13 protein-coding genes and 4 pseudogenes are annotated in these 15,576 nt (G+C 71.4%); 11 read left to right on the top strand and 6 right to left on the bottom strand.

The features are described from left to right. The first annotated feature begins 260 nt into the window (after positions 1-260). A complete protein-coding gene (locus tag TR48_RS29660; RefSeq protein ID WP_042373091.1) occupies positions 261-581 on the top strand; it encodes a hypothetical protein in 321 nt (106 codons plus the stop codon). A gap of 48 nt (positions 582-629) precedes the next feature. Continuing rightward, positions 630-800 (top strand): annotated as a pseudogene (locus tag TR48_RS46695) (DnaJ domain-containing protein); the annotation flags it as partial. 158 nt (positions 801-958) lie between these two features. On the opposite strand, the gene TR48_RS29655 reads toward TR48_RS46695, so the two are convergent. Beyond that, positions 959-3,676, bottom strand: a complete 2,718-nt coding sequence (locus tag TR48_RS29655; RefSeq protein ID WP_236652392.1) for a M48 family metallopeptidase — start codon at positions 3,674-3,676, stop codon at positions 959-961. A gap of 73 nt (positions 3,677-3,749) precedes the next feature. Beyond that, entirely contained in the window at positions 3,750-4,295 is a 546-nt protein-coding gene (locus tag TR48_RS29650) for a hypothetical protein (RefSeq protein ID WP_042373085.1), read from the bottom strand. Between the two features lie 387 nt (positions 4,296-4,682). On the opposite strand from TR48_RS29650, the pseudogene TR48_RS29645 reads away from it, so the two are divergent. Continuing rightward, positions 4,683-4,910: pseudogene (locus TR48_RS29645) on the top strand (hypothetical protein); the annotation flags it as partial. Positions 4,911-5,477: 567 nt separating this feature from the next. On the opposite strand, the gene TR48_RS29640 reads toward TR48_RS29645, so the two are convergent. Continuing rightward, a complete protein-coding gene (locus TR48_RS29640) occupies positions 5,478-6,503 on the bottom strand; it encodes a YihY/virulence factor BrkB family protein (RefSeq protein WP_042373083.1) in 1,026 nt (341 codons plus the stop codon). A 536-nt stretch (positions 6,504-7,039) separates the two neighbouring features. Between TR48_RS29640 and TR48_RS46440 the strand changes: the two genes are divergently transcribed. Next, positions 7,040-8,329 carry an Ig-like domain repeat protein gene (locus TR48_RS46440; RefSeq protein WP_161789935.1) on the top strand — a complete coding sequence of 430 codons (1,290 nt, stop codon included), beginning with the start codon at positions 7,040-7,042 and terminating at the stop codon, positions 8,327-8,329. Between the two features lie 300 nt (positions 8,330-8,629). Here the strand turns inward: TR48_RS46440 and TR48_RS45955 are convergent, their stop codons facing one another. After that, on the bottom strand, positions 8,630-8,965 hold the full coding sequence (locus TR48_RS45955) for a response regulator transcription factor (RefSeq protein WP_236652391.1): 336 nt from the start codon (positions 8,963-8,965) through the stop codon (positions 8,630-8,632). 7 nt (positions 8,966-8,972) lie between these two features. On the opposite strand from TR48_RS45955, the gene TR48_RS45950 reads away from it, so the two are divergent. The 6 genes and pseudogenes from TR48_RS45950 (at position 8,973) to TR48_RS29615 (ending at position 13,350) form a co-directional block, all read left to right on the top strand. Beyond that, a complete protein-coding gene (locus TR48_RS45950; protein ID WP_236652390.1) occupies positions 8,973-9,329 on the top strand; it encodes a hypothetical protein in 357 nt (118 codons plus the stop codon). Positions 9,330-9,946: 617 nt separating this feature from the next. Next, positions 9,947-10,087 (top strand): hypothetical protein, encoded by a 141-nt coding sequence (locus TR48_RS43735; protein WP_161789934.1) that lies wholly within the window; start codon positions 9,947-9,949, stop codon positions 10,085-10,087. A gap of 7 nt (positions 10,088-10,094) precedes the next feature. Next, complete coding sequence (locus TR48_RS29625; RefSeq protein ID WP_042373081.1) at positions 10,095-10,415, top strand: hypothetical protein; 321 nt, start codon at positions 10,095-10,097, stop codon at positions 10,413-10,415. A gap of 251 nt (positions 10,416-10,666) precedes the next feature. Then, positions 10,667-12,634, top strand: coding sequence for an FG-GAP-like repeat-containing protein (locus tag TR48_RS29620; RefSeq protein WP_161789933.1), 1,968 nt, complete (start codon positions 10,667-10,669; stop codon positions 12,632-12,634). Between the two features lie 347 nt (positions 12,635-12,981). After that, positions 12,982-13,116: pseudogene (locus TR48_RS41050) on the top strand (IS5/IS1182 family transposase); the annotation flags it as partial. 30 nt (positions 13,117-13,146) lie between these two features. Next, a pseudogene (locus TR48_RS29615) lies at positions 13,147-13,350 on the top strand (cold-shock protein). Between the two features lie 111 nt (positions 13,351-13,461). Here TR48_RS29615 and TR48_RS29610 read toward each other — a convergent pair. Beyond that, positions 13,462-13,887 (bottom strand): DUF1801 domain-containing protein, encoded by a 426-nt coding sequence (locus TR48_RS29610; RefSeq protein ID WP_042373078.1) that lies wholly within the window; start codon positions 13,885-13,887, stop codon positions 13,462-13,464. Between the two features lie 418 nt (positions 13,888-14,305). Then, positions 14,306-14,536, bottom strand: a complete 231-nt coding sequence (locus TR48_RS29605; protein WP_042373076.1) for a hypothetical protein — start codon at positions 14,534-14,536, stop codon at positions 14,306-14,308. A gap of 659 nt (positions 14,537-15,195) precedes the next feature. On the opposite strand from TR48_RS29605, the gene TR48_RS43730 reads away from it, so the two are divergent. Next, positions 15,196-15,336 carry a hypothetical protein gene (locus tag TR48_RS43730; RefSeq protein WP_161789932.1) on the top strand — a complete coding sequence of 47 codons (141 nt, stop codon included), beginning with the start codon at positions 15,196-15,198 and terminating at the stop codon, positions 15,334-15,336. Positions 15,337-15,576 lie beyond the last annotated feature (240 nt).

Genomic DNA, 15,576 nt, shown 5'->3' with positions numbered 1-15,576 from the left:
ACCCCCGAACCCGAAGAACTCCAGACCCGTTTCGCCGTCGGGTCTGGTGCCCCGGAAGGAAAAACCGTGCCGCGCGGGCGGAACAATCCCCCGGCCGTCCGCGCGGTACGGGACCCACCCGCCTGGCGGCAGGTCCCCTGCCAGGACTCCAGGCCCGACCTGGGCCCTCGGGCCTGGACGATAGGAATCACGGTGCCACGCGGGCAGCCCTCGTCTCCGGCCGGCCCGCGCGGCGACCGCCCGCTGCGAGGTGAGCCACCGTGACCACGCAGGCCACCACCGACGTGGACGAGACGTTCTGGGACCTTGTCCTGTCCGACCCGGACCTCCTGGACGCCGCCCTCCACGACGCCCTCACCGACCCCGACACGGACCAGCCCGCCAGCCCGCCGGTCCCGGCGACCAGCCTCCGGCCGATGGCGACGGCGACGGCCCGTCCGACTCCCGTCCCCGGGCCCGGTCGGCGCGGCAGCGCCATCGGGCACACCCGCTTCACGGCCGCCTCCCGGCGCGGGTCCGGGGACGGGTCCACGCACCGGCGCACCCCGGAAGGCCGATGCGGGAGCGGGCAGCCGGAGTAGGGGCAGGCGACATCGACGGGCGCGCGTGAGGACGCGGACGCGTACCGGGCGCTGGGACTGCCCGAGGGCGTCGGCCCGGAGCAGGTCAGCCGCGCGTTCCGCGCCGCAGCCCGCGCCCTGCACCCCGACACCAACCCAGCCCCGGACGCCGCCGCACGCCTGGCCCGCGTCCTCCACGCCCACCAGCGGCTCACCCGCCCACCCGCTCCTGCACCGTAGCCCCCACCCGCACCCACAAGACCGGGACGGCGTCAGGCACATCCCCGCCGTCGAGGGGCTCGCCACATCGCCGTGCCTCGTACCTCACGGGCCGACGAGGACGGCCCTGTCTGGCGCCGGGGTCCGGACAGCAGCAGCCCGTGACTGCCGGAAGACGCTCACCGCACGTGTCTGAGGGCGGTCGTCTGGTCCGCCTCCAGGGCCTGCATCTGCGGTGCCGCCAAGGCCCCGAGAAGGTCGGTCAGTGCGGTCTGCGCGTCCGAGGCGGTGCTGGCCGCCGTGCACCTGTCGGCGGACCTCGCCAACTGCCGCAGGTACGCGCTCCAGTCCGAGGCGGCCTTGGTCCACGGCGGTTTCGGGAACGCCTTGGCGTGACCGAGGGCGATGACCACGGTCTGGCACGCGGCCCGCGTCCGCGGGTCGCGGGCTACGGCGAGCCAGTCGGGCCGCTGCTCCTTCGCCATCGGCGCCACCTGATGGAAGTAGTCGACCAGGGCGTTGAAGGAGGTCTCCAACTGCCCCTCTCCGCCGCCTTGAAGCCAGGCCACGTAGCTCTCCGTCTCGATTTCCTCCCGGCTGTACCGCGGCGGTGGGACGTAGTCCGCCGCACCCAGGCTGTCGACCAGTACATGCCGTGGCATCGGCCAGAGGTGCGACGACGGCCACATCGCCACCGCGACGAAGACCCCCGCCACGGCCACCAGCCCCAGTCGGGTCGCGGTACCGGGAGGCCGGAACGTCACCTGGCCGCGCCAGGGCCAAGGGCACAGCCTGCGGCCGAGCAGGACGCCGAGCACCGTCAACGCCGTGCCGAGCACACCGATGTCCCGCAGGGCCTCGAAGGCGACGAAGACATCGCCGGCGTTGCGGCAGCTGTTCGCCCCGGATGCCTGTGCCGGTTCCGGCACGCAGGAGGTCCCGCGGTGGGCGGCCCACAGGAGCACCGAGCACAGGAGGCCGGAGAGGGTGGTGGCGAACAGGGCCAGCATCATGCGGGTTCGCTGGATACCGAGAACGAGGGCGGCGCCCGCCTGCACGACCAGGACGAGGATGATCTCCCAGCAGAGGAACACCACCGCGCGTCCGGCGTCCGTGGGGGCCTCCCCGGACTGCGACAGCCGCCCCGCCGCCGCCCGCAGTCCGAGGTCGATCAGCAGCCATACCGACGCCGCCAGGATCCCGGTGCGGGCCGCCACCCGTAGCGCGTCGCGTCGGGCGGCCCCCAGCAGCAAGGGGACCAGCCACAGCAGGGGAACCGCGAAGAGCGTGACCGGACCGAGCAGCCACAGCAGGACGAAGGTGGCGAGGACGGCTTCGACGACCACAAGGTCAAGGGTGGAGCCTTGTGCCTGCGTCACGAAGTGGCGCCAGACGGCTGCATCCGCGGAAAGCGTCCGTCCCAGTGGCGGCAACCCGTAGTTCAGGTCGTTCCACCAGCGCAGGCACGCCCAAGTCGCCAGCAGCATCGCCCCGCCGGCGAGCAGGCGGTTTCGTCGGCTCGCGGTGGCGACAAGCTGCCAGCAGTGTCCTGCCCAGTGGCACAGCGCCAGGGCGGCCACCAGGACGAAAGCGACCATGACCAGGTCGCGCTCGAGGCCGCCGGTGTCGAACAGCCATCCCAGGAGCGCGGGTTGGTGCCGCAGCAGCAGAGCCTGGCGCAGGATGGTCAGTCCGTAGGACGAGACCAGGCCGAGGCCGAGGCCCAGGCCCGCACGTGTGTGGACGCTGCGGTCGCCCTCCCCGGACCGGACGAACGCGGCACCACGCCCGGCCGCCACGACGACGACCAGGCCTGTGAGCAGCGTGCCGGCATCGTAGGCGGCCTGATAGGCAGGCGAGCCCTCGGGCACACTCCAGGAACCCAGAGCCTGGTTCAGGTAGTCGCCGGCGGTCTGTACCGCGAACGCGGCCGCGAAGGTCTCCCAGAAGCCCGGGCGCAACAGGCGCGCGGGGCGCTCCAGCAGCCGCGCGCGGCTGAGCAGCCGTGGGTGGGTGTGCCACCAGCGGGTGCCGTCCCGTTCGGCCGATGCCAGGAGCACCTCGCGCAACACCGCCGGGTCGGTCCACTGAGCGGCGCGGGCGTCGGCGTAACCCTCCCGTGCGCGCAGCACCGAGAGCCGCGTGGCGTAGGCGAGGGCGATCAGGACCAGGAAGAACCAGCCGAGACCGGTCAGTTGGTCGACCAGTGCGCTCACCCCGCCGCGCAGCGGATTCCGCAGCGGCTGAGTCGTCTGCAGGGCTGGATCCGCCAGCGTCGCCAGGACGGGAAAGACCGTCACCAGGACAAAGGCGCGCCAGACCGCGAGCGTCAGGTAGGTGACAGTCACGTCACCATTGCGGACGTGGGCCAGTTCATGGGCCACAACGGCCCTGAACTTCTCCGGGGCGTGCGCCCGTTGGACCACGAGCCCCGCGCTCAGGGCAACCTGACGCCGTCCGAGGCCTCCGAACGCCTGTCCCGAGGGGCGGGCATCGACCGGATCGAGGAGAAACCTCGGCGGGCGGACCAGGCTCGCCAGCCCCACGAGTTTCTGTAGCTCCGCCCGCAGCGCCGCGGCCTCCGGCGACGACAGCGCGTCGACGGCCACCAGCCGGGCACGGCACCGGTGCCACCACGGCTGCACGGCGAACAGCAGCAGCGCCAGCAACCCCTGAAGGAGCAGCACTCCGAGGACCCAGAAGCCGTCGACATGCAGCAGATGCCCCAGACAGCCTTCGTAGCGCTGCCGTTTGAGGGCGTCCTGCGGCGACAGCCAGAATCCCATCGGAAGGTAGTAGCCGCTGGACACCTGGCACCGGGCTTGCGGGATGCCGCCGACCGGGCGCCAGTCGGCTATGAGCGTCCCCCACCACGTGAGGGTCACGCCCGTCGTCAACAGGACGAGCGAACCGAACCGCAGGTTTGTGCTCGCCGGAGCAGTGAACGGGCTGTCTGCGCGGGCCGTCATCTCAGGCGGCCCCGGTGTCGTCCCCCGCCGATGGGCCCGGCGACCCGGGCAGAGTGGCTTTGGCCGCCGACAGCAGCACGTCCACCAGCGCGGCGGCCTTCTCTTCTGGGACGCCCAGCTCTCGTGCCTGGAGCAGGAGTTGGTCCCGTAGTCCGGTGTCGGCCGCCAGCCCGTCCCGGGCCTCGGCCAGGTCCTCAGGGCCTTTGGCGGCCTGTGCGGCACGGTCCGCGTGCCGCAGCCCGCGCCAGGCGCGCCGCAGTCCGCGGCCGCCGCGCTTGAGGACCTCGTCGCTGACGTTGTCCAGCAGCCGGTTGTACAACGCGTTCGCGAGCGTCAGAACGACCGGGCTGATCAACACCACGGCGGAGTCCCAGCCGGAACCTATGATCCCGTCCGAGTAGCGCTGCTCGTGCGGTAACTCCCCGGCGCGCACGAACCGTGCGGCCAGGGGTTCGAAGAGCACGAGTTCCTCCGGTGCCACGACGTCCACGACCTGTCGGGCGGTCTCCGAGACGAACGCCTTCCGCTGAGCCTCCACATCGCGCACAGCGCTCTCCCCTCTCGGCCAAGTCCCCGTCTGCTGCTGAGATCTGAGGAGCATGATCCCATGCCCACCAGGACGGCCACGGGGTGTTCCAGGGTTCCGTCGCAGCTTTGTCACCCGTCTTCGTCACCCTGGCCGGTCGCCGGCTCGTCGCCGGCTCCTCGCCGGCTCTACGACGCACAAGCCAGGGCACTACCGCCCTGGCCCAGGCCCTCGTCAGCACCAGCACGCTCGACGTCCTCGCCGCCGCGAGGCACGATCACGAACAAGCCGCGCCGCCCGAGCGACGGCATCCGCCTCTGGGTTTGCCCAGGTTCCCGCCGGTCACACGCTTCCCACAACCGCACCCACGGCCGTCATGGCGGTCGGCTCCTAGACGGGAGACGTTTCATGAGCGGTACAGGCAGCGAGACCGGCCAGATGACCGGAACGCCGGACAAGGACTACAACCTGCTGTGGTACGTCGAGGCGTGTCTGCGTAACGCGCTTCGTTTGGAGACCTGTCAGCGCGATGCGGAGCGCGCGGGCGACCGAGAGCTCACGGAGCTGTTCGCCAAGGCGCAGGCCGACAGCCGCAAGGGTGCGGAGATGGGCAAGCGACTGCTCGCCGACCGCCTGACCAGTTCCGGCGGCCAGACCCGGACGGACGAGTTCGTCCCCGGCGGCCGCAACGATGCTTTCTCGCCGGGCGTGGGCAGCGCGCCCGGCTCGTTCGAGTCAGGCGCCGCGTCACTGGAGGGCGAGGGCTGAAAACGGGCGGTCGCACGACCGCGGCCTCGTGATCAGTTGTCGGCCCGATGGGAGCCCGAGGCCGCTGGGCGGTCGCAGCAGCTGTGGCATCCCGTCGACGCTACCTGCCGGACGGCGTGGGGGCCGCCCGTGTGCCGGTCTACCGCGCCACCGCGATGGCCACCCTTCCTCGGCTCCTTGCAGCGCAGTGGACACCGCCGAGGGCCCGGCGGAGCCACGGGAGTGGTCCTCCCCCCGTGATCGCCCATCAGCTCCGCCCAGAGAGCCAGTCTCCCTGGTCGGGGTCCCAGGACCGGCGGGCGACGACCAGGACCGTGTCGGTGCAGGAACCCCGGCTGGCCACGGGCCGCCCGGTGCCAGCACGCCGCCGCGGGCCACGTACCGCTTCCCGAGACGGCCTGAGCGTGGCCGGCCAGCCGGGTCGGTGCGAAAAAGTCACTTGGGGCGGTCGTTGTCGGGCCATTTGCGGGTGTCGCGGGGTGGCACGTAGGGCTCGGCGGCGGGGGACATGCCGCCTTCGATGGCGCGTTCGCGGGCGAGTTCGGCGTCGAATTCGAGTCCGAGGAGGATGGCGAGGTTGGACAGCCACAGCCAGACCAGGAAGACGATCACTCCGGCGAGGGTGCCGTAGGTCTTGTTGTAGGAGCCGAAGTTCGCCACGTAGGCGGCGAAGCCCGCCGAGAGGACCAGCCAGAGCAGGACGGCCAGGACGCTGCCGGGGGAGACCCAGCGCAGACCTCTGCCGCGCACGTTCGGGGCGGCCCAGTAGAGCAGGGCGATCATCAGCGAGACCAGGACCACCAGCACCGGCCATTTGAGGATCGACCACACGGTCACCGCGGTTTGGCCGAGGCCCAGGACGTCGCCGGCGCGCTGCGCGAGCGGGCCGGTGAACACCACGATCACCGCGCTCGCCAGCAGCAGCACCATCATCAGCACAGTGAGCCCGAGCCGCAGCGGCAGGGTCTTCCACGCCGGGCGCCCCTCGCGGATGTCGTAGACCGCGTTCGCGGCTCGGGTGAACGCGGCGATATAGCCGGACGCCGACCACAGCGCGCCGGCCAGTCCGAGGACCGCCACCACCCCGCCGGTGCCGTGGCTGGCCTGCAGTTGGGTGACGGCGGTGTGCAGGATCTCGCGTGCGGGGCCGGGGGCGAGCTTTTGGAGGTTGTCCAGGACCGTGTTGGCGGCCGAGGTGCCGATCAGGCCGAGGATGGACACCAGTACCAGGAGTGCCGGGAAGATCGCCAGGACTCCGTAGTAGGTCAGGGCGGCGGCCCGGTCGGGCAGCTCGTCGTCCAGGAACTCCTTGCCGGTGCCCTTCAGCACCGCGCGCCAGCCCCGGCCCGGTACCCGGGTCGGTTCGTCTGGGCCGCGCTCGGCGGCGGTCTGAGGGTCGCGGGCCGAGTCCTCGGCGCGGCCTTGTCGCTCTTCGGGCGGGCGTCCATGTCGCAGTCTCATGGCGAGCGTGTGCCCAGCCCCCGGCATCGGACGCCTCCCGCCCGCACGCCCTCGCGGATTTCCATGCGGTGGTCGTGGACCTGACCCAGGCCGCCTTCTTCACCTCCACGGCGCTCAAGGCCCTGCTCGGGCTGCGGCTGCGCGCCGAGGCTCTTCTCCAAGCGATCGGATCGAGGACTCGGCTTGCCCGCGGCTACCCCCGTGTGGCACGAAACACCGGTGAGTCGGGGCGCGCCCCGCCGCTGAGGCGCTCACCGCGTATTTGGAAGCGCCAGCTCACTGGCACGCTCAGGTCAGCACCAGCCTCAAGGCGTGCCGGCGCCCGTGACCACGGCTGTCGGCGGTCCCGGGCACGCGTTCGGGGCTGTTGATTGCGCTCTCGGACTGGGGTGCTGTCGAAGGCCCAGTCGGGGGCTGCTGGTGTGAACCGGCGGTGTGTCGGACGGCTCAGAGGCTGCGGCTCCGGTCGCGTGATCGACAGTGGCAGAGGGCGATTCCTCCCCGAGAGACCCTCCTTACGTCTTCTGGAGTTGATCGTGACGTTCTCACTGTTGAAGGCCGCCGGGCGGCCGGGCTCGGCGTGCGGGCATCGCCCCGGTTCGGCCGGGCATCGTCCCCGTCAGGGCCGGGTGCTGGCCGTGGCGGCCGGCGTGCTCTGCGCCGCCGTCGCACCGGTGGCGTTGTCCGGGACCGCCCATGCCCAGGGCGCCTGCACGGTGTCCGGCCCCACCACCACCTGCACCTTCGCCTCCACCGGCGCCGAGCAGACGTTCACCGTGCCCGCCGGTGTCACGCAGGTCGACGTCACGGCGGTCGGCGGCGGCGGCGGTGTGGAGGACAACGGCGTGACCGGCGGCCGGGGCGCCCAGGTGTCCGGCACGCTCACCGGGCTGTCCGGCGGGCAGACGCTGTACGTCGAGGTCGGCGGCGCCGCCCTCGGCGGCAGCGGGTGCGCCGGTAGCGCGCAGTGCACTGGCGGCTTCAACGGCGGCGGGAGTACCCACTTCGGCGGCGGCGGTGGCGGAGCCTCCGACGTCCGCACCCTGCCCAACACCACCCCCCTGACCACCACCGACTCCCGCCTCATCGTGGCCGCGGGCGGCGGCGGAGCCGGCTGGGCCGGCCAGTGCACCGGAAGCCCGGGCGGGGACGCCGGCCAGCCAGGCGCCAACGCGACCTGCAACGGCGGCACCGGCGGCGGCGCGGGAACCTCCACCCAGGGCGGGACCGGCGGCACGGGCGGCGGCGGGGTGTTCGGCGGTGGGAACGGCACGCTCGGTGCCGGCGGCACCGGCGGCGGCCCGGGTGCCTCCCTGACCGGTGGCGGCGGAGGCGGCGGCTACTACGGTGGCGGCGGAGGCGGCAACATCAACCCCTTCATCACCCCGAGCGGCGGCGGGGGCGGCGGAGGCGGCGGCTCGTCCCTGGTCCCCGCCGGCGGCACCGGCCCCACCGCCACCAGCGCCGCGCCGGGCATCACCATCAGCTACACCACCCCCGGCAAGCCCGTGAGGACATCGCTGACCGCGATGTTCTCCCGCACCCGGGTCGGCCTGCCGGTCGTGCTCAGCGACCTCGTCTGCCCGGCCAGCACGGGCGCCACGACCAGGCCGACCGGCACCGTCACGTTCACCGACACCACCACCGGCAAGACCCTCGGCACCGGACGCCTGTTCCTCTCCCTCGGCAACTGTGCAGCAGCCGGCACCGTCACCGCCTTCCGCACCACCGGAACCCACACCATCACCGCCGTCTACAGCGGCGACACCGTCTACCAGAGCAACAGCGCCAGCCCCGAAACCACCACCGTGACGGTGACCGCCTGAAAACGCCGCACGAGCGCCGGCCCCGCCGTCGGGCGGGGCCGCGCACCGCGCTATCGCGCCCAGGTGGCAACCATCCGAACAGTCCCAGGTGCCGTCCGAGCTGACCTTGAATGCCGCCAACTGGGCTGCTCAACCGCCAACTGAAGCGCTCAGTCACCTTGCGCCTGACGGGCCGCCTGGTCGACCAGATGGCCGTCGTCACCATGGAGGTTGTTGGGGCTGCTCGCGAGAGTCTTGTTATCGGCGTCGTGTGACGGTGGCGGGCGCCCGCCGTGTCTGTGGGAGCGTGCCCGGCGCGGCTTACAGCCAGCCGCGTTGGGCGGCTTTGATGCCTGCCTCGAAGCGGCTGGTGGCGCCGAGGCGTTCCATGATGGAGGCCATCTGGCGGCGGACGGTGCGGTCGGCGATGCCGAGGCGCTGTCCGGCCGCTTCGTCGGTGAGGCCTTGGCCGAGGAGGCGCAGGAGTTCGCGTTCGGTGTCGGTGAGTCCGGTGGCGGGGTCCTCCGGGCGGACGGCGCCGAGGGGGACGGCGGTGCCCCAGGCCTGCTCGAAGAGTTCGAGCAGGGCGTTGACGATGCCGGGTTCGGTGACGTGCAGGGCGCCCCTGCGGGTGTCGGCGGGGTCGATGGGGACCAACCAGAGCGTGGGTGCGGTCGACGATGACGGTGCGCTGCGGGACCGTGGGGGCGGTCCGGACCTCTCCGCCGTGGCTGAGCAGGGTGTTGGCATAGGCCGTGATGTGCGGTTGCCTGCGGGCCAGGTCCTGGAAGAGGGAGCGCATGGTGACGCCCTTGTCCAGGGCGGCGAGATCGTGGGCGCGTCCGGCGTCGAGATCCTCGGGACGTTGGACGCCGGGCTGGACGCCTATGATCTCGGTCTCCGCGGCGCGGCACAGGTGTTCGAGCCTGGCCTGGATGGCGTCCATGCCGGAGAGGCGGTCGCCGTGGGTGGAGCGGTGCTCGGCGCGGTCGGCGACCATGCGGGTCACGGTGGCGCGTGAGGCGGCCAGTTGGGCCTGGCGGGCAGCCAGTTCGGCCTCCTGCCGGGCGACGATGTCGGCTAGGCCGATCTCCGGGTCGACGGCCCGCATCCGTCCGGGGTGCTCGCTGGAGGGACGGACCAGCAGCAGGCCGGCGAGCTCGTCCAGCAGGTCGTGGACCTGCCCGGGGGTGAGACCGCATCGCCCGGCGAGCTGGTCCACGCCGTCGCCGGGACGGTCGAGCATCGCCCAGTAGACCTCGGCGGCGGCAGCGCTCACGCCCAGTGCTTCCAACAACATGGCCCCCCATGTCCGTCTCGGTGCAGCCCCCCGGTCGCACCCGGGTGTCAGCTTCGCATCAGACACAGGGTTCTCAAAATCGTTTACGCACGTTTCCCCAGTTCAGAACCGGTCCCTTCCGGCACTTCGGACATCGGGGACGCGAGGACGTCCGCATCCGGCCGGTCCTGATCAGGACGTCCGGAAACCCTTCCGATCGCGTTGAAGGGCGACGAAGCTAGTGGTCGCCGCCAGGGGAACAGGCCAGGGCGACGACCGGACGAAGCGTCAACCGCGGGACGCGAGACCGGAACAGACCGGAACAGATACTCCGTAGCACTTCGTGGAAGGAACGTTTCATGATCCGCACCCGCATCGCCCAGGTCCTCGCGGTCGCCGCACTGGCGCTGGGCGCCGTCGCCCTCCTGCCCTCGGCGGCGGTCGCCGACACCGCCCACCGTGCCCCGGTCGCCGCTCCCGCCACCGGCACCTGGGGCTGAGCCGGGGATGGACCTCGTCTACGCCAGCTTGGACCGCCGCGCGGCGGCCGCACCCGAGCCGGCACAGGAAGTCTCCGAACTGCTGGGCGCCCTGTGGGCGCACGCGGCACCGGACGACGGACTGGAGCACATCACCGGCCGCGCCGAGGACCAACGGGTGGACCTGCTCTTCTTCCTGCTGACCACCGACCCCGCCGCACCTGGCGCTCGTAGTGCCGTGGACCGGACCGAGGCCCTGCTGCGCCGCTGCCACCAGGCCTCACCCTCGGTGCACCGCCGCTATCTGCCTCCCCGGCCGCTCGCCGAAGCCACGCGGCCCACCCGGTGACGCGAGCGTCCACCGGGACGCCGCCCCGCCTCAGGCCCTGACCGCTGTTCCTGCAGGACAGCCGTCGGCGTCCGCTGCGGCCCCCCAGCGGCCGGGCACTCCGTTCGCGTCCCCCGCACCACTTTTTCGAACCACTCGGCCCACGCCCGTATGTCCGGGCGGCTGTTCCTGCAGGACAGCCGTCGAGGGCCCGGCCGTCGCCTTCCTTCACCGCGCGCTGCGCCGCGCTCACCCACAAGGGATTATCTGTCATGTCCATACCATCCAAGCGTGTGAAGCACTCCGCCCTCGCGACGGCGGTCGCCGCCGTTGCCGCCTCGGGCCTGTCGATCCTGCCCGCCCACGCCGAAGCCGCCGCCTCCTCGCACACCGCGGCCCGTGCGGCGCACCAGACCTCGTTCACGCTGGACGGGGTCTCACTGAAGGCCAGCAGCGCAGACCTGCCTGCCGGCGCCGCGCACACCGCCGCGGCCGGAGCCGGGGTGCAGGCCGCCTCGATCACCCTCAACAAGCCCTACCAGTACTTCTCCGTGCTGACCGCGCCGTACGGGGAGACCCTGCCGCAGTCCGTCTACCCGTTCCCGGTCTCCAAGGCCGGCGACACCGCCGCCTGGATCCGCGCACTGCACGGCACCCCTGACGGGCCCACAGCCACGATCTTCGGTCAGAAGGTCCGCGGCACCGTCGTCCACTCCCACGGCGACCTGACGGGCAAGAAGGGCTCGCGCACCGACATCGAGGCCGTGGAGTGGATCGTCGACGCCGGCGGCCGCACCTGGGTGATCAACCTCCAGCACGACCAGGCTCACCTGCCCGCCGCCTTCGCCCAGGGGCTGACCCTCACCGGCGGTGACACCGGCGCCCACACCACGGTCGACCTGACCCGGACCAACCCGGCCAAGGTCCCCGGCGCGAACCGCATGCACGCCGACGACGTCGCCCTCGGCGGCAGCCTGGGCCAGCCGTCGTGGTGGAACTCGACTTGCGACGGCAACGGCAGCCTCCTCAACAACTCCTTCATGGGCCTGCAGGTCTGCGGCGGCGGCAGCGGCGGCACCGACGCGGTCCCGGGTGTGCGGCAGCTCGAGTGGCAGTGCGCCGACCTGAGCGACCGCTACCTGGTCCAGCGCTACGGCGGCAACGGCCCCGGCGGCAACGGCAACCAGGAGGCCGCCAACTGGTACAACGCCCGCCCGGGCACGTTCGAGCTCCACTCCAACGGCGACGGCACCGCACCCGTCCCCGGCGACGTCCTGAGCTTCGCCGTCGGCTCCTCCGCGGCCGGTCACACCGGCGTCGTCTACAAGTCCACCGTCGACTCGTCGGGCAACGGCACCGTCTACTTCGTCGACCAGAACTGGACCGGCGACGGGGGCTACAACAGCGCCTCGGTCAGCAACTGGAACGTCTCCGAGATCACCGGCGAGGGCGGCACCGTCCAGTGGCTCCACAACCCCGCCGACTCCGCCGTCAAGACTCATGACGCGACGGGTGACGGCAAGTCGGACCTGATGATCTACGAGCCGGACGGCACGATCCAGATGGGGGTGGGCACCGGTGACGGGTTCACGAACTACCACGTGATCAGCTCCGGCTGGGGCGGGTTCGACGGCCGCCTGCACTTCGCGGACGTCACCGGCGACGGCAAGGCCGACATTCTGATCTATGAGAAGGACGGCACCATCCAGATGGGTGAGGGCACCGGCAACGGCTTCACCAACTACCACCAGATCAGTGGCGGATGGGGTGGCTACGACGGCCGCATCCAGTTCGCCGACGTCACCGGCGACGGCAGGGCCGACATGCTGATCTTCCAGCCGGACGGCACCCTCACCGTCGGCATCAGCAACGGCAACGGGTTCACGAACTACCACGAGATCAGCTCCGGCTGGTCCACCTACTACCCCCGCATCCAGTTCGCCGACGTCACCGGCGACGGCAAGGCCGACATCCTCATCTACGAGCCCGACGGCACCATCCAGATGGGGGTGGGCACCGGGGACGGCTTCACGAACTACCACGTGATCAGCTCCGGCTGGGGCGGCTACGACGGCAAGATCAAGTTCGGTGACGTCACCGGCGACGGCAAGGCCGACATGGAGATCATCCAGCCCAACGGCGACATGACGCTCGGCACCAGCAACGGCAACGGCTTCACGAACTACCACACCATCAGCGGCGGCTGGGGCACCTTCGCCGCCCGCCTCCAGCTCGCCTGACCCGCTCGGCCACGAGACGCGCGATGAGCCGACCGGGAACCCACCCCCGAGGCCCATCGTCCGGCTGGGCGACGTCATGAGCGGTCGCCTGTGAAACAACTGCCTGTTCCTTGGCTGTGCCGCTCTCGGGAATCGGGTGCGCACGGCCCTGGGCCACCGGTGCCGCCCTTGCCTCGCCGAGGGCGGCACAGCCATGCCCAGGAGGAATACGCGCCCGCAGGGCACTCACCGGAAGGCGGAGTCGGCAGCCTTAGGAGCGCCGACAGACTGCGGGGCTCGAAGTTCTGGGCGGATGGCGGCTACATCGGCAGCCTCGTCGAGTACAGCCTCGCCCCCTCGCCCTGGTCCTCGCCATCGTCAAGCGCAGCGACGACACGCGCGGCTTCGTCCTGCTTCCCAAGAGGTGGACCGTGGAGCGGTTCTTCGCGCACGCGATGCGAAGCCGCCGTCTCGTGCGCGAGTTCGAGCGATCCACCAGCACCGCGGAGGCGATGGTCTACTGTGGAGTGCGCATGGCGCAGGGCACCGTGAAGTGGTTCAACGCGGAGAAGGGCTACGGGATCATCGCCCAGGCGGACGGCGGCCCGGACGTGTTCGCCCACTACTCGGCGATCACCGGTTAGGGCTACCGCCAGCTGACCGACCGCGCGAGCGTGACGTTCGAGGTCGAGCCGGGCCCGATAGGACCGCAGGCCGCGAGGATCGTCCGCGGCTGACCCAACCACGCACGCAACACCACCGACCCCGCCCATCGGGGTCGGTGTGGCTACTGCCGAGACTGCCCAGGGACCAGGCTGGCACGCCGCCGGACGGGTCCCCGGCGCCGCTCAGGCAAGGCCCTCGCCCTTGAGCTTGCGCCATCCTCCCGCCCGGTTGTTGGCGATGATTGTCTGGAACATGGCCAGCAGCGGTGTCCGGGGGACATCTTCGCCCTCGTAGACGGCGACCGTACGGGCGGACGTATTGCCGTGCCCTGCGGTGATGATGCCATGCGGGTCGGGCACGATCGCACCGTCGTAGAGGAAGACGTTGACATGATCCTTGGCGGCGAGCAGCGCGCAGATGTTCCCGTCGAGGACGAAGTACGGCTGCACCCGCCGTTTCACCGTCTCCTCGACCTCCCGGTCCGCGGCATGGACCAGGTCCCGGACCTCACGGCAGATGCGCTGCTGCCACGGCGGCAGGGCGTCGATGTACGCGTCGACGCGGGGATCGCGCGCGTACGAGCCTGAATCGGGGTGAGCGCGGGACATGACCCACTCACGATAGCCCTGGCCTGGCACCCCCTCAGGGCGACACCCGCAGACTCGTGCGCCGACTTCGGCTTCGGGGACGAGCGCCGTCTACTTGCGCTTGAGCGTGAGCGCGAGCCCCGGAAGGACGAAGAACAGGAGAAAGACCGGCAAGGGGCTCTTCCCGTGCACCGGAACGCGACGGTCGCGCCGTCGGCGGCGTCCAAGGTCTTGATTCGGCTGGAGTTGCGGCCGCAGCGGACTTGCAGGGTGTGGCGACCGGGTTCGACCGGTGTCGAGAACGTGGCGTTCACAGCGACCGACCGATCTGCTCTCCGTCGACCACGACGTCGTACGGGCTGCGGCGCACCTCGGCTCCGATCGCCTTGTGCGCCAGGGTCAGCGTTCACGGTCACCGCTGGGCTCCTCCCGCCGGGGATCACCCGGCTTGTCGTCGGGAGGTGAGATAGAGCGGCATGAAGAAGATCCACAGGCACAGGCAGCACAGCGCCCAGACCACGGGCCGGCAAACTTCGATCGATCCGGCCGTGAAGCAGACCGGGGTCCCGCGCCTTTCGTGGGCCGTGGCGTCCTGGTAGACCCAGAGCACCGTCGCGGCCAGGGCCAGCACGGTGACAACCGGGATCAGCGCGGTCGCGGATGCCTCCATGGTTCCTGCCTCACTGCCGGTCGAGGTGTTGCCGGCCTTCGGGGCGCCGGTCAGTTCAGGACGGCGCGCAGGGAGTGTATTGCCTCACAGGCGTAGCAGTGGTGGCCTACCAGAACGTCATGGTGATCACCTGCTCAGTTGCTCACCATCGACGCTCCTCTCCGGGGGCGGTGCGCGCGCGGGCCGCTCGGCCTTGGCGGCCGGGCCGAGCTTCCCTGAAGCGGGACGAGGGCGGCCGTGTCCGGCGTCGGGCTGGTCATCGAGGCCGTGACCGGCCTGGTGGCGTGTGCTCGTTGATCGGGTGCTTCCTGTGTCGCCAACGGTCGCTTCGCGGCGTGGGGCGTCGAGAAAAGCATGCCCTGCGCTTCATGGCCCGGGGAACGAGTCCGGGCTGGCACCAAGGTGCCCGGCACCTTAGTGCCAGCCCCGTGGTCTGATGGCGTTCACTGGCCGGGCGTCGCACGGTCGCCCACGGCGCAGCGTGTTGCGGGCGCGTTCGAGGTCTGGCGGGTGGCTAAGGCGGCGCGCTCGACACCTGGGACGGATCCGGGTGAAACAGCCGGCGACTGCGTGGTCGGCGAGGTGGCGGTCGATCTCGCGCAGGACGGTCGCGGTCAGCTCGATCAGCGCGGCGCGCTCGCTGCCGGTCGGAGACGGTGTTGGGTGCGGCGTCCAGTGCGGTGGACCTGGTCGGCGGCGGCGTGGTCGCCCTGATCGAGCAGGGCCCGGGTTCGGTCCAGGACATCGGCGAGCTGCCGGGCGCGCTCGGGTGTGACGGGATCGGACGGCTTTGGCGGTGAGTCGTGGGGTGGGGCGGGGAGCAGGTCGCGGCCGGCCATCGCGGCACCGGCCGCGGCGAGCGCCGTCTCTGGTGCCGGCCCTCGTTGACCGGGCGTTGACTGGGCGGCGATGTCGATGCGGCTGCGGGTCCGCGATTCTTCCGCGACCGGAGGCAGTGCTGCTGGCTGAGGTTCGTCGGGCGGGTCCGGGGCCTGGACGGGCGTCATCAGGGCTGTGGTCTGGGGCTGAGAGCCTGATCA

Origin of the sequence: Streptacidiphilus neutrinimicus (assembly GCF_000787815.1) — a bacterium.
Lineage (GTDB): Bacteria > Actinomycetota > Actinomycetes > Streptomycetales > Streptomycetaceae > Streptacidiphilus > Streptacidiphilus neutrinimicus.
This window is presented reverse-complemented; position numbering and strand designations above follow the sequence as displayed.